The organism is uncultured Shewanella sp. (assembly GCF_947501665.1).
Classification (GTDB): Bacteria; Pseudomonadota; Gammaproteobacteria; order Enterobacterales; family Shewanellaceae; genus Shewanella.
Window position 1 is genome coordinate 1 of sequence record NZ_CANMWS010000009.1, and the last position, 22,147, is coordinate 22,147.

Annotated in this window: 21 protein-coding genes and 1 tRNA gene; 15 read left to right on the top strand and 7 right to left on the bottom strand. The window is 39.3% G+C overall.

Going from position 1 to position 22,147, the window contains the following annotated elements:
* Window positions 1-537 precede the first annotated feature (537 nt).
* From Q0976_RS08045 to Q0976_RS08055, 3 genes are all read left to right on the top strand, one after another.
* Window positions 538-2,028 (top strand): AlkA N-terminal domain-containing protein, encoded by a 1,491-nt coding sequence (locus tag Q0976_RS08045; protein WP_299492805.1) that lies wholly within the window; start codon window positions 538-540, stop codon window positions 2,026-2,028.
* Window positions 2,028-2,567 (top strand): methylated-DNA--[protein]-cysteine S-methyltransferase, encoded by a 540-nt coding sequence (locus tag Q0976_RS08050; RefSeq protein ID WP_366525073.1) that lies wholly within the window; start codon window positions 2,028-2,030, stop codon window positions 2,565-2,567. Before Q0976_RS08045 ends, Q0976_RS08050 begins: the two co-directional genes overlap by 1 nt.
* Window positions 2,568-2,648: 81 nt before the next feature.
* Window positions 2,649-3,497 carry an isocitrate lyase/phosphoenolpyruvate mutase family protein gene (locus tag Q0976_RS08055; protein WP_299492806.1) on the top strand — a complete coding sequence of 283 codons (849 nt, stop codon included), beginning with the start codon at window positions 2,649-2,651 and terminating at the stop codon, window positions 3,495-3,497.
* 123 nt (window positions 3,498-3,620) lie between these two features.
* Here Q0976_RS08055 and Q0976_RS08060 read toward each other — a convergent pair whose 3' ends face one another.
* Entirely contained in the window at window positions 3,621-4,094 is a 474-nt protein-coding gene (locus Q0976_RS08060) for a type III secretion system chaperone (protein ID WP_299492808.1), read from the bottom strand.
* 809 nt (window positions 4,095-4,903) lie between these two features.
* On the opposite strand from Q0976_RS08060, the gene rsgA reads away from it, so the two are divergent.
* From rsgA to Q0976_RS08075, 3 genes are all read left to right on the top strand, one after another.
* On the top strand, window positions 4,904-5,965 hold the full coding sequence (gene rsgA, locus Q0976_RS08065; protein ID WP_299492810.1) for a ribosome small subunit-dependent GTPase A: 1,062 nt from the start codon (window positions 4,904-4,906) through the stop codon (window positions 5,963-5,965).
* Between the two features lie 218 nt (window positions 5,966-6,183).
* The gene (locus Q0976_RS08070) at window positions 6,184-6,426 is read left to right on the top strand and encodes a hypothetical protein (protein WP_299492812.1); all 243 of its coding nucleotides are present in this window, start codon (window positions 6,184-6,186) and stop codon (window positions 6,424-6,426) included.
* A gap of 138 nt (window positions 6,427-6,564) precedes the next feature.
* Entirely contained in the window at window positions 6,565-7,182 is a 618-nt protein-coding gene (locus tag Q0976_RS08075; RefSeq protein ID WP_299492814.1) for a DUF6624 domain-containing protein, read from the top strand.
* A gap of 115 nt (window positions 7,183-7,297) precedes the next feature.
* Here Q0976_RS08075 and Q0976_RS08080 read toward each other — a convergent pair whose 3' ends face one another.
* The 3 genes from Q0976_RS08080 to Q0976_RS08090 are packed head-to-tail and all read right to left on the bottom strand — an operon-like array spanning window position 7,298 to window position 10,259.
* On the bottom strand, window positions 7,298-8,539 hold the full coding sequence (locus Q0976_RS08080) for an FAD-dependent oxidoreductase (protein WP_299492816.1): 1,242 nt from the start codon (window positions 8,537-8,539) through the stop codon (window positions 7,298-7,300).
* A gap of 2 nt (window positions 8,540-8,541) precedes the next feature.
* Window positions 8,542-9,936 carry an FAD/NAD(P)-binding oxidoreductase gene (locus Q0976_RS08085; protein WP_299492818.1) on the bottom strand — a complete coding sequence of 465 codons (1,395 nt, stop codon included), beginning with the start codon at window positions 9,934-9,936 and terminating at the stop codon, window positions 8,542-8,544.
* 2 nt (window positions 9,937-9,938) lie between these two features.
* Window positions 9,939-10,259 (bottom strand): 2Fe-2S iron-sulfur cluster-binding protein, encoded by a 321-nt coding sequence (locus Q0976_RS08090; RefSeq protein ID WP_299492820.1) that lies wholly within the window; start codon window positions 10,257-10,259, stop codon window positions 9,939-9,941.
* 362 nt (window positions 10,260-10,621) lie between these two features.
* Between Q0976_RS08090 and Q0976_RS08095 the strand changes: the two genes are divergently transcribed.
* From Q0976_RS08095 to Q0976_RS08125, 7 genes are all read left to right on the top strand, one after another.
* Window positions 10,622-10,698: transfer RNA gene (locus Q0976_RS08095), tRNA-Trp, on the top strand.
* A gap of 285 nt (window positions 10,699-10,983) precedes the next feature.
* The gene (locus Q0976_RS08100; RefSeq protein ID WP_299492822.1) at window positions 10,984-12,099 is read left to right on the top strand and encodes a calcium:proton antiporter; all 1,116 of its coding nucleotides are present in this window, start codon (window positions 10,984-10,986) and stop codon (window positions 12,097-12,099) included.
* A 158-nt stretch (window positions 12,100-12,257) separates the two neighbouring features.
* Window positions 12,258-12,884 (top strand): hypothetical protein, encoded by a 627-nt coding sequence (locus Q0976_RS08105; protein WP_299492824.1) that lies wholly within the window; start codon window positions 12,258-12,260, stop codon window positions 12,882-12,884.
* 740 nt (window positions 12,885-13,624) lie between these two features.
* A complete protein-coding gene (locus Q0976_RS08110; protein WP_299492826.1) occupies window positions 13,625-13,798 on the top strand; it encodes a hypothetical protein in 174 nt (57 codons plus the stop codon).
* A 132-nt stretch (window positions 13,799-13,930) separates the two neighbouring features.
* Window positions 13,931-14,962 carry a nitronate monooxygenase gene (locus tag Q0976_RS08115; RefSeq protein ID WP_299492828.1) on the top strand — a complete coding sequence of 344 codons (1,032 nt, stop codon included), beginning with the start codon at window positions 13,931-13,933 and terminating at the stop codon, window positions 14,960-14,962.
* A 185-nt stretch (window positions 14,963-15,147) separates the two neighbouring features.
* Window positions 15,148-16,350, top strand: coding sequence for a multidrug effflux MFS transporter (locus tag Q0976_RS08120; RefSeq protein WP_299492829.1), 1,203 nt, complete (start codon window positions 15,148-15,150; stop codon window positions 16,348-16,350).
* Between the two features lie 171 nt (window positions 16,351-16,521).
* Window positions 16,522-16,884: a hypothetical protein gene (locus Q0976_RS08125; protein ID WP_299492831.1), complete on the top strand. Its 363-nt coding sequence runs from the start codon at window positions 16,522-16,524 to the stop codon at window positions 16,882-16,884.
* A gap of 72 nt (window positions 16,885-16,956) precedes the next feature.
* On the opposite strand, the gene Q0976_RS08130 is transcribed toward Q0976_RS08125, so the two are convergent.
* The 3 genes from Q0976_RS08130 to lolB form a co-directional block, all read right to left on the bottom strand.
* Entirely contained in the window at window positions 16,957-17,904 is a 948-nt protein-coding gene (locus Q0976_RS08130) for a ribose-phosphate pyrophosphokinase (RefSeq protein WP_299492833.1), read from the bottom strand.
* 68 nt (window positions 17,905-17,972) lie between these two features.
* Window positions 17,973-18,827 carry a 4-(cytidine 5'-diphospho)-2-C-methyl-D-erythritol kinase gene (gene ispE / locus Q0976_RS08135; protein WP_299492835.1) on the bottom strand — a complete coding sequence of 285 codons (855 nt, stop codon included), beginning with the start codon at window positions 18,825-18,827 and terminating at the stop codon, window positions 17,973-17,975.
* A 2-nt stretch (window positions 18,828-18,829) separates the two neighbouring features.
* A complete protein-coding gene (gene lolB / locus Q0976_RS08140; RefSeq protein ID WP_299492837.1) occupies window positions 18,830-19,441 on the bottom strand; it encodes a lipoprotein insertase outer membrane protein LolB in 612 nt (203 codons plus the stop codon).
* A gap of 299 nt (window positions 19,442-19,740) precedes the next feature.
* On the opposite strand from lolB, the gene hemA reads away from it, so the two are divergent.
* Both hemA and prfA read left to right on the top strand, forming a co-directional pair.
* Window positions 19,741-20,991 carry a glutamyl-tRNA reductase gene (gene hemA, locus Q0976_RS08145; RefSeq protein ID WP_299492839.1) on the top strand — a complete coding sequence of 417 codons (1,251 nt, stop codon included), beginning with the start codon at window positions 19,741-19,743 and terminating at the stop codon, window positions 20,989-20,991.
* Between the two features lie 13 nt (window positions 20,992-21,004).
* Window positions 21,005-22,090 (top strand): peptide chain release factor 1, encoded by a 1,086-nt coding sequence (gene prfA, locus Q0976_RS08150; RefSeq protein WP_299492841.1) that lies wholly within the window; start codon window positions 21,005-21,007, stop codon window positions 22,088-22,090.
* The last annotated feature ends 57 nt before the right edge of the window (window positions 22,091-22,147 follow it).

The window sequence follows — 22,147 nt, forward strand, 5'->3', positions numbered from 1 at the left end:
TTTTTAGGTTATCCATAACAAACCATAAAGCGAATGTAATAAATACAATTAGATCATATTTTTACTTAGATTGGTATCATTTCATGTGATAGTAGGGTGAAGAGTCTGCGGTTATCAAGCAAAGCTTGATGCTGGCTCTGGTAGAAAATTATTCCCGACATTGTCTACATTCCTCACATCCCTGTGAGTCTACGCGGAGGGTGGTGACCTATATGGATATAGGGAATGCCAGTCTATGCAGGATGCAGATTGATGGCCCCGTAGCTGGCCATGATAGGCGCCCTCTTGTTTTTATATCAATCTAGAAAACTAACTGATTAACTTAGCCCACTCTCTAGAGCATATTTTGTCACTTGCCCAGTGTTTCAATGAACATGTTCCAAGCATAAAAATATTATCGACAATATCGTTATCATTTTTGAGTACTTCCTTTCGAGGCAAATTTTTTTATCACATTCAGTTCCGATTCTGGCTAGTTTACTTTCTGAGTCAGGATATACTGGTTTCATAAAGTCTGAGAGAAGGAGGGGACGCTTAATGTTGGATACGAGTATTTGTCAGAAAGCGAGATTATCGAGAGATCCTCGCTTTGATGGACAGTTTTTTACTGCAGTAAAAACGACGGGGATCTATTGCCGTAGTATTTGCCCTGCAAGCCCTCCAAAAGAGGAAAATGTACAATACTTTTCTTCTGCTATTGAGTGTGCAACTGCGGGATTCAGACCTTGTTTAAGATGTCGTCCTGACAGTGCACCTTACTCGCCAGCATGGAAAGGTGTCAATGCGACATTAGATAGAGCAATGCGTTTAATCGATGAGGGGGCGTTGCAATCTCTATCATTGGCACAGTTATCTGAGCGGTTAGGGATCAGCGATCGTTATTTGAGGCAAGTATTTAAGCAACATTTAGGCATGTCGCCGAAGCGTTATTCCCTTTATCAGCAGTGCTTGTTTGCTAAGCAATTATTACAGCAAACTCAGTTACCTATTATTCAAGTGGCACTAGCAAGTGGTTTTGACAGTATTCGACGTTTTAATGATTGCTTTAAGGCCGAGCTTAAATTAACGCCCTCTCAAGTACGCAAAACGGGGGGGGATAAGTTTAATCAAGTGACATTGAAGCTTTATTATCGGCCACCATTTGATTGGTCTTTAATGCAAGGAACCCTAGCAGCTAGAGCGGTAGATAAGCTCGAATGGTGTGATGAACACTCTTATGGGCGCACGTTTAATTGGTATGGCACTGTTGGGTGTTTCACTGCTAAGCATCATGCCAAGCAGAATATGTTTGGGGTGAATATTGAGTTAAATGAGGTGAAACATCTTAAAGCGATTATTAATAATATTCGTCGTATTTTGGATTTAGATCTTGATGTACAAGCTGTTGAAGCAGATTTAAAAGCGTGTTTACCAGCTTCTTTTCCTTTTAAATCTGGTGTGAGATTACCAGGCATTTGGAGCTTATTTGAAGCTGGTATTCGTGCCATTTTAGGTCAGCAAATTTCGGTGACAGCAGCGCGTAATTTGGTGACAACGTTGGTTAACGAGTTAGGTGAGTCTTATGGGGAACATATCTTGTTTCCTTCACCTCAAGCCATTGCGATGAGTGAGCTGGCTTTTTTAAAAATACCAGGCTCTCGTAAGCAAACTTTGCGTAATTTGGCGCAACACTATTGTGACATGGCCGCTCAGGGCTATTGTGATATGACGGCCAACAGTGCTTGTGATAAAACCACTCTGGGGAATTTTGAAGGTACACAAAACGGGTTAGAAGAAAGGGTAGTAAACGATACCAGTCAATGGTTGACGTTAAAAGGTATTGGGCCGTGGACTGTTGAATATGCTCGCATGAGAGGCTTAAGCGATCCAGATATTTTTTTAGTGGGAGATTTAGGAGTTAAAAAGGCATTAGCCAAAGTGTTAATCAATAAGAATGGTGATGAAAAAGATCCTATAGAGGAACTAAGTTCAGAGCAAGTTTCTCCTTGGGGCAGCTATTTAACTTTTCAATTATGGAGCCAGTTGTAATGTCGATGTATACCGATTATTTAGAGACACCACTTGGTTTGATGGAATGTAAGGCATCTGATAGTGGTATTCGCCAGTTAATATTCTGTGGCTCAGATAAAGGCGTCGAGAGTGCTAATAATGTGACAGATGACTGTAAGGTGCAATTACTTGAATATTTTAATGGATCACGTCAAGGCTTTGATTTACCCATTGATGCGCAAGGCACGAATTTTCAAAAAGCGGTTTGGCAGTGTTTGAGTCAAATCCCTTTTGGGCAAACCGTGACCTATGCTGATATTGCAAAAATGGTGAATAAACCTAAAGGCGCACAGGCGGTGGGAGGGGCAAATGGTCGAAACCCTATTAGTATCATTGTGCCGTGTCATCGTGTCATTGGTGCCAATGGTTCGCTCACCGGTTATGCTGGCGGACTTGAACGTAAGTTATGGTTATTGCAGCATGAAGACATTGATATCAAACAATCAATTTCTCAGTCTTATAGTGATGTTGGCTCTATTATTTCCAAGCGTCAGGCGAAAACACAGTTTCTAGATTAATTTGACCTGAACTTGGGTAAGAAGTGCCGTTAAATATCGCTACTTTTTAATAATAAAAAAATTATATCAACGGAGTGACAAATGAATGCTTATGATAATTTTAAAAAACTGCACGCACAAGAAGCACCACTTTTACTGCCGAATGCATGGGATGCACTCTCTGCTCTTATTTTAGAACAAGCTGGCTTTAAGGCAATAGGAACCACAAGTTGGGGAATGGCCAATAGTCTAGGGTATCAAGATGGTGAGATGATTTCTTTTCAGGCATGTTTATCGATTGTCGAGAAAATGATGGCTGTGGTCAGTATTCCGGTGACCGTTGATATTGAGTCGGGTTTTGCAGAGACAAATGATGAGATTATAGATAATGTGATAACACTGGCAAACCTAGGTGTAGTTGGCATCAATATCGAAGATTCATTTAAACCTTTTGCCAGTCATTTGGCTGACAGTGTTGAAGGTGGTCTGAAAGATACCGCTGCTCATGGAGAGCTTATCAAGTCAATTCGCTCGGGATTGGACGATGCGGGTTATCAGGATTTTTTCATTAATGCCCGTATTGATGCTTATTTTCATGCTAAAGATCCGCTTCAAGAGACGATAACGCGGGGCAGTTATTATATTGCCAGCGGGGCGAGCGGTATCTTTGTGCCCGGCATGATTCAAAGTGATGACATTAAGGCGGTGACTCGCAGCATTGCGGCCCCCGTTAATGTTATGTCGCTACCGGCTCTTACTGATATAAGTCAGTTACAAGATTTAGGTGTGAAGCGTTTTAGTATTGGTAATGCGCTCTCAGATCTGACAATTGCTTTTATTGAGCATACCGCCTCTACTTTGCTAAAGCAGAGCAACACGGCTGCCTTATATCAAAACCCTGCCTTTAATACGCAAGTTAGTACAGTTTTTAAAGTTAATGCGTCTGTGTAATCGGTGATATTGAGGAGGGCTTTTGGCACTCTTTATTTGTTAATGAGTGCATAAGTAAAATAGACTGAAATTTGAGAATAGTGTTTGAGTGTTGCAAGTTCCCATCTAGAGGTTTGTTTTTTATTACATAGAAATAAAAGAAAATTTATTAGCGGGGATCTGGTGTTTGTCTTGATATTTTGTTTTAGTGAGTGTGTCTTGCAAAAGATCATTAATGTGTTTTTTCCAAGTTATAATGGCGTCGTTCAAGTTGTTTATCAGGACTTCTAATGTGTTTGAGTTAATCACGGACTCATCAATTGATCTTGATAAAAGTAACCAATGCGTTTCTGGGTGAATATTAAAGTTGAACTGATGGGTGTCTTGGTTTAAAAAGTTTTCTGTTAATAACTTAAAGAGTAAATTAGCAGATTTTATGCTAGTTAAATCAGCAACTTCTGAATAAAGGGCTACAGCATCCCTATTCTCATTAATTTGACAGTGAATTGTGTGTTGATCGTTCAGGGTTATGGGTAAATAACCCTCGCCGTTAAATTGTAGTTCACCTATTTTTAGTGACAGTCCCAGTTGTTCAAAGGCCGTAAGAATTCTTTTCATTCTAGCATTTATCCTAATAACAATAATTTACGACCATGGTATACGACTTTGGTTTAATATCTATCAAAAAAGTCATCAATTTTAAATTTTATCTTATATTATTTTTTATGTTTTTAACTTATTGATATTTATTGGTTTGATTTTATTAAATAACCTGAAATCGGGATCATGAGTGTCAAAGAATATTGGTAATCCATTTAAAGTTAATAGGGTTAAAATCATTCAACTAATTCTTTATTGTTTAATATGGCTAAATAGCGCTATTAAGCGGCGCTGCTTACCCCGAGTTCAGGTTAAATAGTGTTAACGATAGTGATTTTTATTGAAATTGACTAGGCGAGAATATTCTTGAGGAAAAGGTCAATCGAATAATTGACAACTTAAAGCAGGATTGAAACAAACGTGTATTGATGACATATTTTGTCACTTTTTATTGTGGGAATAAGCTCAAAAAAACAGCATCGGTACTGTTGCTATTACTGTTTTTCTGGTAGGCTTTTTGAGTCAATAGATAATGAGAGGATGTAAGATGATTGTAATTAATACCTTATATACGGCAGTAAAAGTCATACGCGTATAAATGGGAATGATAAAGCAGTGATGTTAGATTAAGTGTTTTTTATTTTAAGGTTTGCTTATCAATTATTTCTTATTGGATAACTTACTATCCCTTTGGTTCCTGTTTGCGTTTCTTTTACCCAGTGTATGTTTGGAGCCGGGGTCATAATACCTAAATTAGACCCTAACTTAATTGTTTTTGATGTTGCGAAACTGTCGATAAGTTTACGCATATGTCTAGGGTAAAACCAATGAATACTGAAACACTATTTACTTATCCCGTTACATTACACCAACTTGGTTGGAGAACGTTTTTTCAACAACAGCTTACAGTAATTGATATAGAACACTCGACTATTGCTAAAGTGATTGCTCACTATAGAAGTGGTTACCTATTGGCCACTGAGCAAGGCGAAATATCGATACCTGTACATCAAAGCCAACCTTTGATGAGCGTGGGTGATTGGGTTGTTTTAAATGAAGCGCAAGTGTTTGAAAGGTTATTAGAAAGACAATCATTGTTCAGTCGTAAAGCTGCGGGTAGTAAAGTCGCGGAGCAATATATCGCAGCCAATATTGATACTGTGTTTATTGTGGCTGCATTGGATCATGATTTTAATTTGAACCGAATTGAGCGGTATTTAGCGCTTGCTCATGAAGCACATGTTGAGCCTATCCTTGTACTGACTAAAGTTGATCTTTGTGATGATGTCGAGGATACAGTTAAACAAGCTAAACAACTCGATAGTCAATTAATGATTGAAGCGGTTAATAGTCTTGATGTGACATCGATAAAGGTGCTGTTATCTTGGTGTAAAATGGGGCAAACCATCGCGTTAATGGGATCGTCTGGTGTTGGCAAGTCGAGTTTAATTAATGCATTACTAGGTCAAAAAGCACAAATCACAGCAGGTGTTCGTGAAGATGACAGTAAAGGGCGTCACACTACTACGTCGCGTTCGCTGCATTTATTAGCAAGCGGAGGCTTATTACTCGATACCCCCGGCATGCGAGAGTTACAATTAGCAGATTGTAGCGTCGGTGTACAAGAAACGTTTGCTGATCTTAATGCGCTGATATCTCAGTGTCGTTTTACTAACTGTCAGCACCATACAGAGCCTGGTTGTAAAGTGATTGCAGCTATTGACAGTGGTGCCTTGACTGAAAGACGCTTTAACAATTATCAAAAGTTATTGCGAGAACAAATGCGTAATGGTGCGACTTTAGCTGATAAACGTTTGCGCAATAAACAATTGTCTAAGATGTATAAAAAAGTGCAGTCGACAGGGCGTAAGCTAAAGCAAGAGGGCTAGTCATCTGATAGACATTTAGTGCTAATTCAATGCCGCTACGTTAGTGGCATTGTTTACTTTAGAGCACTCACTTATTTCTCCTAACCCAATAGTTTATTCAATAAGCCATTCTTTAGCGTTAGCTAATCGTTTATGACTTACGATTAAAGTGATATTTATTTCTCAGCCTGCTTAAGGAATACTGTTATTCTTAATTAAATAATGATGTTAGGGATGACATGCACCGTTTTATTTTAATCTTGAGGTTAATACCCACAATAGTCGGTATTGTATTACTGCAAGCTTGTTATTCAACTGCAATAACTACCAATACCAATGAGAGCCGTTTTCCGGATCACAGCCAGCAACAAGCAGAAGTGAGTAACGAAGGACAAAAGATGAGTGTCATTTTTCCTATGGGTCAACAATATGAACAGTCCAATGATGAATGTTGGGGGCATGATATTGATGTCGTTAGTTAGGTAAGTATTTAAAATATAGTAATAAAAAAGTTAAAATATCAGTTTTTTAGTTTTGACTAATCATTTATCGCTTACGATTAAAGTGATATTTATTTTTAAGCCTGCTTAAGGAATACTTTTATTCTTAATGAAATAACGATGTTTAGGGATGATATGCGCCGTTTTATTTTATGTTTTGTTTTAATTAGTACAACACTATTACAGCAAGGTTGTAGCTCAACAGAGATAGTGAGTGCTGAAAGTGACATTCATTTACCTGCGGTAAGGAAAGTATTGCTTGAAATGGTGGAGAGAGATCAAGAAGTACGCTTTAAATTCATTTATAGTAAAAATAGGGAGCATGACGATGAGATTGAACAACTTGATAACAGCAATACAGAAAAATTAAAAAAAATCATCCATCAATATAAACGGCTCAAAAGCAGTGATATAGGAACAGATGGCTTAAAAGCGTTTAGCCTGCTTACGTTGCATCTCACCGACTTTCACTTTCAAGAACAAATGCTCCTTTTAATTAAGCAACGGTATCTGGCTGGAGAATTAGAAGGACAAGACTATGCATTATTGTACGACAAGGTATTGGTTCATAAAGGCAAGCCGCAATATTACGGTACCCAATTTATTTTTGAGAAAGGAAAGTATGTTCCTGATGAGATAGAAGATGAAGAAAATGTGGATCTACACAGAAAAGCAGTGGGTTTACCCAGTTTGGCTGAGTATTCTCAATTCTTAAATGATTTTTATTTGGGGAGTTAATAGAGAGGGCTCCCTCAGTCACGGGTGTATGTACATTAATAGCCTTAACATTTCAAAGATGAAGCGTTAAGGCTAGGTATTACATGCTTAAATACACTTATTGGAGTTTAAGCTGTTAAGCCTGTTTTTTATGTTGCTCATTAAAGCGCGCATGTTTAAACGGAGTAATGTCTAAATCCAGTGGTAGGCCACGATAGAGATCGTTAATGAGTTTACCTGTAATCGCAGAAGTTAAAATGCCTGTTCTAAAATGCCCGCAAGCATTAAGGTAGCCATCAACACCTTCCATTTCACCTAAAATAGGCAGTTCGTCTGGGGTGCCGGGTCTGAGGCCAGCCCAACAACGTTTGATGTTCATGTCATTCAATACAGGTAGACAGCGCATCGCGCCATTGGCCAATTCTTTCAGCTCAGGCAGAGTATTGGTCGTATCAAATCCTTTTTCTTCAGTGGTGCTGCCAATTAATACTTCCCCATTGTCTTTTTGGGCGATATAGCAGTCTGTCGTTGAGACACAGCCTTTAAGGACTTTAGGTAATTTTTCTGAAAGAATAATTTGCCCTTTAACAGGGTAAACTGGGATTTCAATACCCGTTGCCATTTTACTTAACTCTGCTGCCCAACTGCCAGCGGCATTGATGAGCATGTCACATTGCAGGCTACCTTTAGTGGTGTTGACGCCTGTAATACGATTTCCTAGTTTTTCGATGCCAGTGACTTCAGTTTGTAAAAATAGCTCGACACCATTTTGTCTAGCCGCTTCCATATAGGCTTCGTTCAGGCGATAAGGATTGACTTGATGATCACATTTAAATTCAAGTGCACCAATGGCATTGGCATTAATATAGGGCTCATCTTTAGCGAGATCTTCGCTACTAAGCCAATTTATTTCGTCACGAAGACCGGGGATTTGTTCCACAATCGAGTCAGCATAGAGCTTGTCATATTTGTCATACATGATGTATTTAAGACCCGTTTTTTCAAATTTGAAGTCGACACCATGTTTATCTTTTAATTCTTGCCAAAGTGCGGGGTACATGTCATTACTTTTTAAAGCAAATTCAAAGAAGCTATCAGGTAGAACATGGGGGCGCATGGGAGGTAAGTCTTCCCCTTGTGACTCGGCTCGTTGCATTGACATACGTTTAAAGAAAATCACTCCACAACCTAAGCCAACTGACTCACCAATAGCCCATAGACCACCTGCTGAAGCGCGTGAGGCATTTCCAGGCTTTTTTAAATCCACTAGGGCAATATTAAGATCTTTGTCTTTACTTAAAAAGTAAGCACAAGCTGCACCAATGACCCCACCGCCGGCGATCACGATATCATATTTTTTATTTGAGAGAGTAGGCATACTTATGCACCTTCTGATAATGCTGAAAAAGGAATAGGATCAAGTGGAAATCGAGGTTTGACATATCCAACATCGAGTGTATCAAGCTCTTGTCTGAGCCTGTCTTGACAGTAGCTATTACAGGTTTTTCCTTGGCAATCACCCATACCTACGCGGGTCCGCATTTTTAAGGCGGTAATATCTTTTATTCCTTGATCAATGACTGTATCAATATCTGCGCGGGAGACATTTTCACAACGACAAACTAGCGTTTCAGGCTTAAGTAGCGATAATAGTCCTTCTCGGCGACGGCCGACGCGATCAAATCCAGCTCTAAACAATTTCACTTTATTAAGTAAGTTAAAGTATTCGTTGGCTTTTTCTTTAGCGACAATCGATGACATGACTTTTAAATTTTGGGCAATGGCTAAAGCAGCTATTCGACCTTCCATCATTGCACCTTCACCACCTAATATCCCCACACTGTCTCCTGCAATATAAGTATTAACGCGAGAGCTCATTTGCCATTCGTTGACCTGGGGTTTAAGACCACTAAAAGAACACACATCGTGTTCTATACCCATGAGTTGAGATAATTGGTTGCGGGAGACAAAACCATATCCCACGGCAAGGCTGTCGACTTCAATCTGTTTTTCAGTATTTTGAATGGGATACCAATCTTCATTGTATTGAGCAACAGTGATGTTTTTTAGGCTGTCTTGTCCTGTGGCAGAAACAATGCCCCAGCCGTAATGAATGGGGATAGCATGTGCTTTAAGGTAGCTTAATAATCCCATTCCTTCGAGTGTGAGTAGAGGGCGGTTTAAAAAAGCACGACTTTCCTTAGCGAAGTCACTAAACTTTCCAGCTTCATAAACACCGACAACATGCACACCAGCTTTGTGCAATTGACAAGCGACCAGAGGAAGTAGTGGACCTGTTCCTACGATAGCTATTTTTTGACCCGGCTTGACTAATCCTGATTTAAGTTGAAGTTGTACTCCACCAAGCAACATAATACCGGGAAGCTGCCAGCCATCAAAAGGAATGCTGCGTTCATGGCAACCTGTTGCAATGATAAGTTGCTCATAAGGGATTTCGAACACATCATTTTTGTGACGGACAAGTAATGCGTTATCCCCAGATGGCCCCAATACTCTGGTTTCTAACATCAATTGAATTTGGGATTGATTTTCCTGATAGAGTTGACGTATGTTGGCAATTTTTTTACGGAGGTTATTATCAAGGTGAGGTAGCTCTATGGCTTCTCGAAACGGACCACGAAAAACAGCGCCACCAATTCTAGGCGCTTCATCTATTACTATGGAATGAATACCTGACTCTGCTAGCTCAGCTGCAGCAGAAATACCAGCAGTGCCTGCACCGACAATCACAACAGGCTGTATTGATTGAGGCATATTTATAATCCCTCTTCTTGCAAGCGATTTACTTGAGTGGTGATTTGCATTTCTGGCTCGATGAGAGTTTGGCATGCTTTTACTTTATGTTGTCCGTTAACTTTAACCGTACAACAATGACAAACACCCATGCCGCAATAGGCGCCAGTGATCTTTCCGTAATCATTTTTTGTTATTGTTCTTTTGCCCACAGCAAATAGGACACTGAGAATGTTTTCTCCTGGAATGGCATCAACAGCTTGTTCATCAACCCAAACTCGAGTTGATTGGCCGCTGGTAGGGACAATATCATGGTTTCTTAGTCGTTTTTCATTGTTATTCATTAGTAATTCCTACGTCTAAAGCTCAAATATACAGATAAATATATGGCTGCGGCTGAGGGTACTGGTTTTAATGTATTTAATCGATAACGAAAGTGTGACAAATGTATGAATAGGTATCAGTTTTGATTGTTATTTAATCTTTCTTTGATCTAGATTAATTAATATCGATAAAATCAGAGGAATTTTGGAAAGTAAAATAGATAAATAAAAATGTCTTACGTTGAAATAGTTTGTCTTTGATATTGATGGGTTGTTGTTGAGTAACAAAACATCATAGCGGTTGAAAATCATTCGCTTAAGCATTTATTGTAAAAAAGTACTTTACCTTTGGCAAGCTTTTCAGCATAATGCGTTTCGTCAACAGGGGTGTAGTTCCAATTGGTAGAACAGCGGTCTCCAAAACCGATGGTTGGGAGTTCGAGTCTCTCCACCCCTGCCAAATTCAAGAAGGCCTAGCATAACTGCTAGGCCTTTGTTATTTTTAGAGTTTTAATTTTCCTTCCTTTCCGTTTTATGCCTTTTTATTCTTGGATTGTGCTAAGCGATGCTCTATTAGGTGCTGTCATTTGGAGATATTGTTACTGAATATAGGAATGCAGTATTGTCTTGTAGAAAGTATTTAATAATACAGCTCGTCACTGTAAATTGTGATTGCAGATCATAATCGTTAACTATGCTTATGATAATCACTAAAGCAATGATGATTATAAGCAAGGAGCGATAAATGAAAATAATACGGCAAGAGCTTGCAACAGTATGCTGTTTTTTATTATTAATCGTTTTGTTGTTTTTAAAGGACAGTTTGTCTCCAGAGAGACTAGGAAATAACCAGAGTGTTGTTGTGCTACTCGCTGTTTTTTTTATTATGCTTTGGTGTGCATTTAATGTGGTGCGTCATGCTGAGTCATTAGCCGTTATTTTAGGTGAGCCCTATGGCACCTTGATTTTAACTCTTTCTGTTATTCTCATTGAGGTCGCATTGATTTCTTCTGTCATGTTAACTGGAGCCGACAGTCCAACATTAGCCAGGGACACAATGTTCTCTGTTGTGATGATTATATTGAATGGATTAGTGGGGATAAGTTTATTACTGGGTGGTTGGCGTCATAAAATGCAAAGTTATAATGTGCAAGGGGCTAATGTTTATTTATCTGTTTTAATTCCACTGGCCGTATTAGGTTTAGTGATGCCTAGTTATACTGATTCAACGCTTGGTGGAACATTATCACCGTTATTGGCTATTTTTTTGGGTGTTGCAGCGACGGTTTTGTATGGTGTCTTTTTGGCGATTCAAACGACGACCCATAGTGATATTTTTCAGCCACCGGAAAATAAACGAAAACAAGTCACATCAACTGAAAATCATGAGCATAATTTAATAGTTAAGACCTTGTCTTATCATATTATTATGTTAATTGCTGCTATTTTGGTCATTGTGTTTTTGTCTAAAAAACTGGCGGTGTATATTGATCATGTTATCGCATTGACTCATGCACCCGTCGAATTAGGGGGATTTCTCATTGCGGCGATTATTCTAACGCCGGAGGGATTAAGTGCAGTGAATTCAGCGCTGGCTAATAAGTTACAACGATCGGTGAATATTTGTTTGGGATCGGCGTTAGCTACAATAGGGTTAACCATTCCAGCAGTATTATGTGTGAGTTGGATAACAGCCTTACCTGTAGAGTTAGGGCTGGCTCCTCTTGAATCTATGCTATTGGCTTTAACTTTGGTTGTGAGTGTTGTGACGTTTGTGAGCCGCAGAACCAATATTATGCAAGGTATTGTCCATCTTACGCTATTTGCTGCTTATATTGTGCTTATTTTTGATTCAGTATAAATAATATGTAAAGAGAATAAAGCATCACTTGCTTTTGTATTTTAAATTAAAAAACCATCGACACTTAGTTGAATCTCAATTAGTTTATTTAATAGCATTTGTTTTCTTTAGCTTGCTCTGTAGGCAGTAAAAGTGGATGACATTAATAAGGAGATAGTATGGGAACACATGATGTGAGTAAAAAGGGCTCAGTGGAACCCTTTGAAGGATTAAAAATAGTCGCGGATTATTCGTATTCTTACTTTTTTGGCAGTAAAACCAGTATTACAGTTGGTGATTATAACAATATTAAATTTGGTGCTTATGTGGGAATGACTGCTGGTCTTAAATTTGATGTAACTTTAGCCAGTAAATGGTCTATTGATGTATTACTGAATAAATGGTCTTTCGAACGTATTTACATTGGCGAAAATGCGACTGAAGTGACAGCGGCAAAAAAAGAATTGGCGGCTGCCAAAATTGCTTTAGCAGAAGCTGAAATGAAGTTAGTACAAGCAAAACTAGCTGCTACTGAAGAAAAAGTGGAAGTGATAGAAACAGCAGTAGACAGTATTTCAACGGAATTGGTGGCGAAAGGTAATGAAATTCGAGCTGTTGGAACTGAAATTGGGGAGGTTTCAACAAAGGTCACCGATACTGCTAATGATCTCAATACGGTAGCGACAGTGGTCAGTATAGTGGGTACTGCGGTTATGAGTAATACGACAAAAATTGAAGAAAATGCTACTAGTATCCAACAAAACGATATAGCTATTCTTGAGTCTGGAATTTTAATGTTAGATTAAGATAAACATCAATTAGTTATCCTCTTTTATTGTCAGCTGGGAGGATGAGTGTAAATGGATCACCGATTTTTGAACAGGTTGACTTTGTTTTATATTATTCTGATGTATATGACTCTATTCAATAAAATGTGGATGAATTGATTTTTCATTATTTACTCGTACATTGTATTTTATAAGGTAAGGGCTGTAATTCTAATATTATATATCCAATGTGTTTTTAAAATAACGACCATTTTTGGACTAAACTAATTTATTCTCCAAACTGACGTTGAAATTTTCAATAGATTTACTCACCTTCTCGCATCAAGCTTTTTTATCTCTTTACTTCCTGTATTCGTATTGTGTGAGTAATGATAACAGTGGTAAATTGGTATTGTCGATAGGGGGTATTATGAAGGGAGTAGTAGATGCAATAGTTGCTGCCAAATTCTGTTTGAATGTGATGGTTGAAGTAAAATTGAGCATCAGTATGACTGATTTAACTTGAACTCGGGAGAACGAGTGTCAGGTTTAAATTTAATAGCAATTAAAATCAACATCTTAATTGGATTTTTTTGTTTTTGTGTATTTCACTTTTACTAAATACTGATATTTAACGGCGCTGTTTAACCCGCGTTCAGGTTATTTAGATGTTAAAATTAACAAGGTGGCTGTAATAGAAATTGGTTTATTTGGCATAAAAACAACAGTGGCAACCGATCTTTTTCGCGAAACTGTTTCAATGAAAGGTGATTGAATATTTGATCATAGTGGTAGAAACAAAGGTGAGGGTTGATGCGACAAAAGCCAGAAGTGTGGTGACCAAAGTGGAAGTCGCAGTTGATAGTCATACAATGAAAATTGAGTCTAATTGGACGGAAATGGTGGATAATCTGGCTTGGATAATGGGAGCTGAGATGGCCGTGCTTGGTTAGAATGTGTGAGCCGTAAGAGTAAGAAAGCGGGATTGTATTTAAAAGGGTTCAAGTTAATTATTTTTTAAAAGCACATGCTTTGATTAATTTGGAGTATCTTTATTACAAAGAGATAATTTGAGAGGCGACACGATGACATTTCAAGATTTTTTCGGAATTAACTTACCGATTATTCAAGCCCCCATGGCGGGAGTACAAGATAGTGAACTGGCGATAGCAGTGGCAAAAGCGGGTGGAATGGGCTCATTGCCTTGCGCTATGTTGAGTCTTGAAGTGCTAAAAGCGGAACTTGAAAAATTAAAAGCTGCTGTATCTACTCCTATAAATCTCAATTTTTTTTGCCATCAAGTTCCTGAGTATAATCATGCTAGCGAATTAACATGGAGGTCGGCTTTAAAACCTTATTTCTTAGAATATGAAGTGAACGGAGATGATCTTGTACAAGGCGCTAAACGGGTGCCTTTTAGCCATGATATTGCTGATGTAATAGAGCCTTATCAACCGGATTTTATTAGTTTTCATTTTGGATTACCGAGTAAGGATTTATTAACACGAGTAAAGTCTTGGAGAACAAAAGTATTATCGACGGCGACAACCATTGATGAAGCTAGGTGGCTTGAAGCAAATGGAGTGGATGCCATTATTGCCCAAGGATCTGAAGCTGGTGGACATAGAGGGATGTTTTTAACTCAGGATGTGAGTACTCAAATCGGTACTTTTGCTTTATTGCCACAAATGATAAGTCAGGTTCAAGTGCCTGTGATTGCTGCGGGGGGGATTGTTGACGCGCAAACGGTTAAACTGGCTTTGTCTTTTGGTGCATTAGCGGTACAAGTGGGGACAGCGTACCTATTGTGTGATGAGGCAAAGACGAGTCAGATCCATAGAGAAGCAATCAAAAGTACCTCTTCAAAGCATACGGTCTTAACAACATTATTTTCTGGAAAGCCGGCAAGGGGGATTGTGAATCGAGTAATCACTGAAATGGGGGCTTTGAGCCCTTTTGTTCCTCCCTTTCCTTTGGCTGCAACAAGTATTACCGCTTTGCGTAAAAAAGCAGAAGCGAAAGGCCTTAAAGACTTCTCTCCATTATGGTGTGGGCAAAATGCAACAGGATGTAAATCTATCTCTGCAACGATATTGACACAAGATCTTGTTAAATAAAGTAATTGAATATCTTCTAATATGCTTTTTAAAACTGCTCTAATTGAGGCTTGTTATTAAATGAAATGTCCTAGCTTATTTTAAATAAGCTACTGGTATGTATTATTAAATATTATTCTTATTATGGGCACTGAAAACATTCGAGTCTAAGTGACTAGGGCATAAGCTGGCTGGAGAGTATGAGTATGAAGGCAAAATTACCCGCTAGTATGTTGGGAGTGTGTTTTATATTAGCGCCTATGGTGGGATTAATTACTTTATCGCTAGATATCTATGCCCCTTCACTGCCTAACATGATGTACTCTTTATTAAGCTCTCAATTTGAATCGCAATTAACGATGACGGCCTATACTTTATCTATGGGAGTTGGCCAGTTGATTTTTGGCCCTTTATCAGATCGATTTGGTCGTCGGCAAAGTGCACTTTTTGCTTTATTCTTTTATATATTAGGCTCATTATTTTGTGCATTGTCGTTAGATGTACAGAGTTTAATTATAGCCAGAGTGATCCAAGGCTTAGCGGCTTCTGCTGCAGTAGTGACAGCTTATGCGATCATTCGTGATAAATATGTGGGTGTCGAAGCCGCTAAAGGCTATGGTTTTTTATCCAGTGCTGCAACGTTAGGTACTTTAATAGGGCCTATTGTTGGTGGATTGTTGCAGGCTCAATTTCACAGCTTTAGAGCGGCATTTGTTGTGCTATTTATTTTTGGCATTGCAGCACTGCTCCTCGCACTCTTTTTTGTGGAAGATACTCGGCACTCTTTACCTAGAAAAAGAGCTGGCTTTGGAATGGTATTGAGTCATTATGTTATTATTGTAAAAAATAAAAAATTACTGAAATACAGTTTATTCAGTATTGCCAGTGTGACGTTATTTTTTACTTTAACAAGCATGTCTCCTTTTATATTAATCGAGCATTATCATGTAAGCCAAAAACTTTATGGCCTTTATTTTGCTAGTTGCGCGCTCATGTTTGTGATTGGTGCTTTTTGTTCTAATCGTTGGGTTGAGTTTCTTGGTCTTAATCGCAGTATCATGTTGGGCGTAAGTTTGATGTTGGTCGGTGCATTTTTGATGTTGCTAACGAATGTTTATCTTGCACAAAATGCAGTGACTTTTATTTTACCTGCTTGGTTACTATTTTGGGGAGTAGCTTTTTGTTTTGGGCCATCTTTATCGGCGGCAATGATGGATTTTCAGTCTATGGCAGGGACTGCAAGTGCAGTCTTAGCTTGTCTGCGTTATGGTCTTGGTAGTCTTTTAGGGACCTTATTTATGTCTCAATTTGCCAATACGGCTGTCAACTTCAGCTTGCTCTTTATTGCTATTTCATTGAGTCTATTATGGATTATTGTTAATCAATATCGGCGAGAAAATAGGTTGTAAAGTAAGCTTCATCTATCATTATGCATGGTTATGACGCTTTAGCATTAAGCCGTTTGTTTTAAAAAGTCCCAGAGTGTTGCTATTTTTATGTTTCCTTTGCATGTTTGGCACTGACTTGCCTGTTATATGGCTATCAAAGATATGTTTTTTAACATTATTTAAGGAAGAAAAATGAAAAAAATAATAAAATTATCTGCACTTATAGGCTTATCTGTATTAGGCACAAATGCGATGGCATCGACGATGGAATGTTATGTTGATACACCAGCTTATGATGAGTTTCGAAGTCGAACGTGTTTTGCGATGATTTATGGACAGCGTTACACCACAGCCGTATTTAGAATTGTTGAAGATAAAGCAATAGCATCTGTACTTTGGGGGGGAGCCGCTGCGGGTAAATGTACGGATAATGGCAATTATTGCTCTTTTACTATTCGAAGTATGAGTGCGTACAGTGTATCTGCAACCGTTCTGTATGAAGATGGAACTTATGGTACAGCGTCGGCAGTCGCTTCTTTTGAGGATGGTCGCTAATTGGTGCTGGAATGAACATGAAAAAAGCACACGGTAAAGTGTGCTTTTTAGCAAAAGCGCTAACTTTTTTATTTAGTGCTCAAACATTGCCGAGATTGACTCTTCATTACTGACGCGGCGGATCGCTTCAGCCATAACCGTTGACATGGTTAATTGAGAGACTTTATCCAGTGCTTGAATTTCTTTACTCAGTGGAATGGTATCTGTCACAATCACTTCATCAATGACTGATTCTTTAATATTTTGTACTGCATTGCCTGAAAAAACAGGGTGAGTAGCGTAAGCAAAAACGCGGTTTGCACCATGTTCTTTTAATGCTTCAGCCGCCTTACATAAAGTGCCGCCAGTATCAATCATATCATCAACAATAATACAGTCACGGCCTTGAACGTCACCGATAATATGCATGACCTGAGCCACATTAGCTTGTGGACGACGTTTATCAATAATCGCGAGATCAGAATCATCAAGTAACTTGGCGACAGCACGTGCTCTGACAACACCACCAATATCAGGTGAAACAACAACTGGATTTTCCAGTTCTTTAAGCATCATATCTTCCAGTAACACAGGGCTACCAAAGACATTATCGACTGGCACATCAAAGAATCCTTGAATTTGCTCTGCGTGCAAATCGCAAGTTAATACTCTATCCACACCGACACTGGATAAGAAGTCTGCAACCACTTTTGCTGTGATGGGCACACGGGCACTGCGTACTCGACGATCTTGACGCGCATAGCCGAAATAAGGGATAACGGCTGTAATACGACCTGCAGATGCACGGCGAAGTGCATCAACCATTACAATCAGTTCCATTAAATTATCATTGGTTGGGGCACAAGTTGATTGAATGATGAAAACATCCGCTCCTCGCACATTTTCATTGATCTGGACACTGATTTCACCGTCACTGAATACGCCAACTTCTGCGTCTCCAAGTTTACAAAATAAACGTTCAGCTATTTTTTTAGCGAGACTAGGTGTAGCGTTACCAGCAAAAAGTTTAATGTCAGGCACTGTATGAACCTCAGGCTTAAGCGTTATTTTTAGTGGCTGAAATAATTATATTATTTCAGATGCGTATTTTAACGCTGAGCTAATCTCAGCGATAATGGCGATATATTTTTTCCTTGTGCAACAAATCCACTCATTTCCGCAGGAAGTTTAGCCAGTGCGGATAGGGCTTGCTGATGTTGCTCGAATTCCCCGAAAACACAAGCACCGGTTCCGGTCATTCTTGACGGCGCATATTCTAGCAGCCACGCTAAGGCGTTGGCAACTTGAGGGTAGCGTTTGGCGACCAGTTTTTGACAATCATTATGCCAAGATGTGTGCATTAATGAGTCAATTGAGAGTTTAGGGGTCGTACGGGTGAGTTCGGGGTCTTGAAAAACTTCGGCGGTAGACACATGAACATTGGGTGTAATGACAAGATACCATTTCTCAATCGGAGTGACGGGAATGAGTTTTTCACCAATACCTTCTGCAAAAGAAGATAAGCCATTAATAAATACTGGAATATCTGCTCCAAGTTTGAGCCCAATATGGCACAGCTCTGCTTGGCTTAATTGGGTGTTCCACAGTGAATTAAGTGCAACTAATGTCGTGGCAGCATTTGAAGACCCGCCACCAATACCGCCGCCCATCGGTAAGCGCTTATCCAGATATATTTCAGCCCCTAGTGCACATTGGGTATAAGTTTGTAATGATTTTGCAGCTTTGAGAATTAAGTTATCGTTTTGAGGGACAACTTTATTTATCGTCGAATGGAGGGTCAGTGCTGGTGTTTGTGTAACGTTGAAATCAAGGTAATCACAGTAATCAATGAATTGAAATAAAGTTTGCAGTTCGTGATAGCCATCATCTCGGCGATGATTAACATGTAAAAATAAATTCAATTTCGCGGGAGCGGGCCACGCTAATGAAAGAGATGAAGTCATGTCTAGGGGGTGCTCTCAACAGGAATAATATGGCGTAAGTTATCAGCGTGTTTAGAGGCTGCTAAAGCTTGCCATTGGTTAATCTGGATTTTAATTTTGATATTGGTGTTATTCAGTGAAAGTAATTTGGGCAGTTCCGTACCATGTTGCTGTTGCCAACGTAAATAATTAATGGTCCAAATTGGATGAGTTTGTGTCATTATTTCTATGGGTCTATTTTGACTATCTTTCAATTTAATCATGTCATTAGAGCTGGATTGTCCCGTTACCCAAAGTGGTAGTGAGTCAATGGGGAGTGTCCAGCCTGTGACACGTAATAGTAGCGCTTGAGCATTACTATCCTCATAGGTTTCTCCATTGACAATTAAGCGGGCTTTACCTTGCTTTTGGGTCAGTGATAACACTTGAATACCCAGCATGGTTGTCAGTGTCAGTTCATCACTATTGGCAGTATGTAACCAGTATAAATTACTGCTTACTTTATCATTGGGAACAGTAATCGCAATTTTTCCTGTCATTTCCCATGCAGTGGCATCTGAAGCCCTATCAACGGAAACAGGACTAAGATTATTGGGCAGGTTACTACAGCCAGAAAGAAAAACTAAGCTTAGCATTAGCCATGAATAGAGTTTTTTGCTTAAGTCAGTCAAATTAGTTATTCGATATTTTTGGATTAGACAGATTATAATACGAGGGAGAGTTAAAATAGCCAATGCTTATGATGATCTTTTCATTATAATGGAAGCTAGCCTGCTTTTTTGAGTGAAAAATGAGCTGTCAGGGTGCTTTTTTTGTAAAAAATCCCAGAATTGAACATTAATCTTCGGTTTTGTTAAGCATATTCTGTTTTTAAGTAACCCAATTCAGTAGAATAGCGGCCAATAAATAAGATGGTAACAATCTAACGAGTCAGATGAGCCTTGTAGCAATCGGTATTAACCATAAGACAGCCACTGTGGATATTCGCGAAAAAGTGGCGTTTGCACCAGATAAAATTCATGATGCCATGAAGAGCCTGGCGGCACACACTTGCTCTGGTGAAGCGGTTATCATCTCGACTTGTAATCGTACAGAACTGTATTCTAATGCACCTAATGTCAGTTTAATGATTGACTGGCTTGAACAATATCATGATCTGGAACATGCCGATATCGCTTCAAGTTTGTATGCGTTGACAGATCAAGAAGCGGTGAAACATTTAATGCGTGTTTCAGCAGGCTTAGACTCTTTAGTATTAGGCGAACCACAAATTTTGGGGCAAGTTAAGCAATCTTTTGTTCAAGCGAGAGAGGCGGGTACAGTTGCATTTTCCATGGATAAGTTATTTCAAAATACGTTTTCTGTGGCGAAAAAAATTCGAACTGAAACAGATATCGGCGCGTCAGCGGTATCGGTGGCTTTTGCTGCTGTGAGTATGGCTAAACATATTTTTTCAGCCTTGAGTCAAACCCAAGTATTATTGGTGGGGGCGGGAGAAACCATAGAATTGGTGGCAAAACATTTACTTGATAATGGTGTTAAGTCAATGACTGTGGCAAACAGAACCATTCATCGCGCGCAAGCTATGTGCAAACAATTTGATGCTAAGCCTATTACACTAGAGCAAATCCCAGATTTTCTCGCTAAAGCGGATATCGTGATATCCTCTACGGCGAGTCCATTACCTATCCTTGGAAAAGGCATGGTCGAAAAAGCGCTAAAGCAGCGTCGTCATCAACCTATGTTATTGGTTGATATAGCGGTTCCACGTGATATTGAAGCAGAGGTAGCCGAGCTAGATGACGCTTTCCTCTATACAGTAGATGATCTGCAAAGCATAATTGAACAAAATATGGCCTCTCGTCGAGAGGCTGCCGAGCAAGCTGAATTAATTGCTGAAGATCAATCTCACCAGTATATGGCATGGGTTCGTTCCCTGAGTTCGGTTGACAGTATTCGCGAATATCGCAATAAGAGCATGGCGGTGAAGGATGAATTGGTTGAACGAGCCATTAATAAGTTAGCCCAAGGGGGAGACAGTGAAGCCCTTATTTTAGAACTGGCTAATAAATTAACGAATCGTTTGATTCATGCACCGACACAGGCCCTTACAGCGGCGAGTCGAGAAGGGGATTTACATTCTCTTGAGCAATTAAGAAATGTGCTTGGATTAGATAAAGACTAAGGTTAGCGTTTTAATGAAAGAGAGTGTTATTCGCAAGCTTGAAGGCTTGCTTGAGCGAAATGAAGAAGTACTGGCCTTATTGAGTGATGCTGGTGTGATTGCTGATCAAGAGCGTTTCAGGGCCCTGTCTAAAGAATATGCTCAATTAGAAGAGGTCGTTAAAGCTTTTACAGCATTTAAACAAGCTGAAGAGGATCTTGCTTCAGCAAAAGAAATGCTGGCTGAAGATGATGCCGAGCTGAAAGAAATGGCTCAGGAAGAAATTAAACAAGCCAAAGAAGTCATTGAATCACTTGAAGATGAATTACAAATCTTATTACTTCCTAAAGATCCCAATGATGATAACAATGCTTTTGTTGAAATTCGTGCAGGAGCAGGAGGAGATGAAGCGGCTATTTTTGCGGGAGATTTATTCCGTATGTATAGTCGTTATTGTGAGGGAAAACGTTGGCAAGTTGAAGTCATGAATGCTAGTGAAGGTGAACATGGCGGATATAAAGAAATTATTATTAAAGTATCGGGTGAAGGCGTTTATGGTAATTTGAAGTTTGAATCCGGTGGGCACCGTGTTCAACGCGTGCCTGAGACAGAATCCCAAGGCCGTGTGCACACCTCTGCGTGTACTGTGATTGTCTTACCTGAAATTCCAGAAGCAGAAGCAATAGAAATAAACAAAGCCGATTTAAAAGTTGATACTTTTAGGGCATCGGGTGCGGGTGGACAGCACGTCAATAAAACTGACTCTGCTATTCGTATTACTCATATACCCACTGGGATTGTTGTTGAGTGTCAAGATCAGCGTTCACAACATAAAAATCGTGCTCAAGCAATGAGCGTATTGTCGGCTCGAATTCAAGCGGTTGAAGATGAAAAACGTCGCAGTGAAGAAGATTCGACCCGTCGCAGCCTTGTGGCCAGCGGCGATCGCTCAGAACGTATTCGCACTTATAATTTTCCACAAGGGCGTGTCAGTGAGCACCGTATCAACTTGACCTTATATCGATTAGGTGAAGTGATGGAGGGTGATTTAGATACGATTATCGAGCCCCTAATACAAGAGAATCAAGCAGACTTATTAGCCGCGTTATCTGACGAATAGTCACACGATAGTCATAAAATAAAAGCCCTTAAAGGGCTTTTATTTTATCTATTTTAC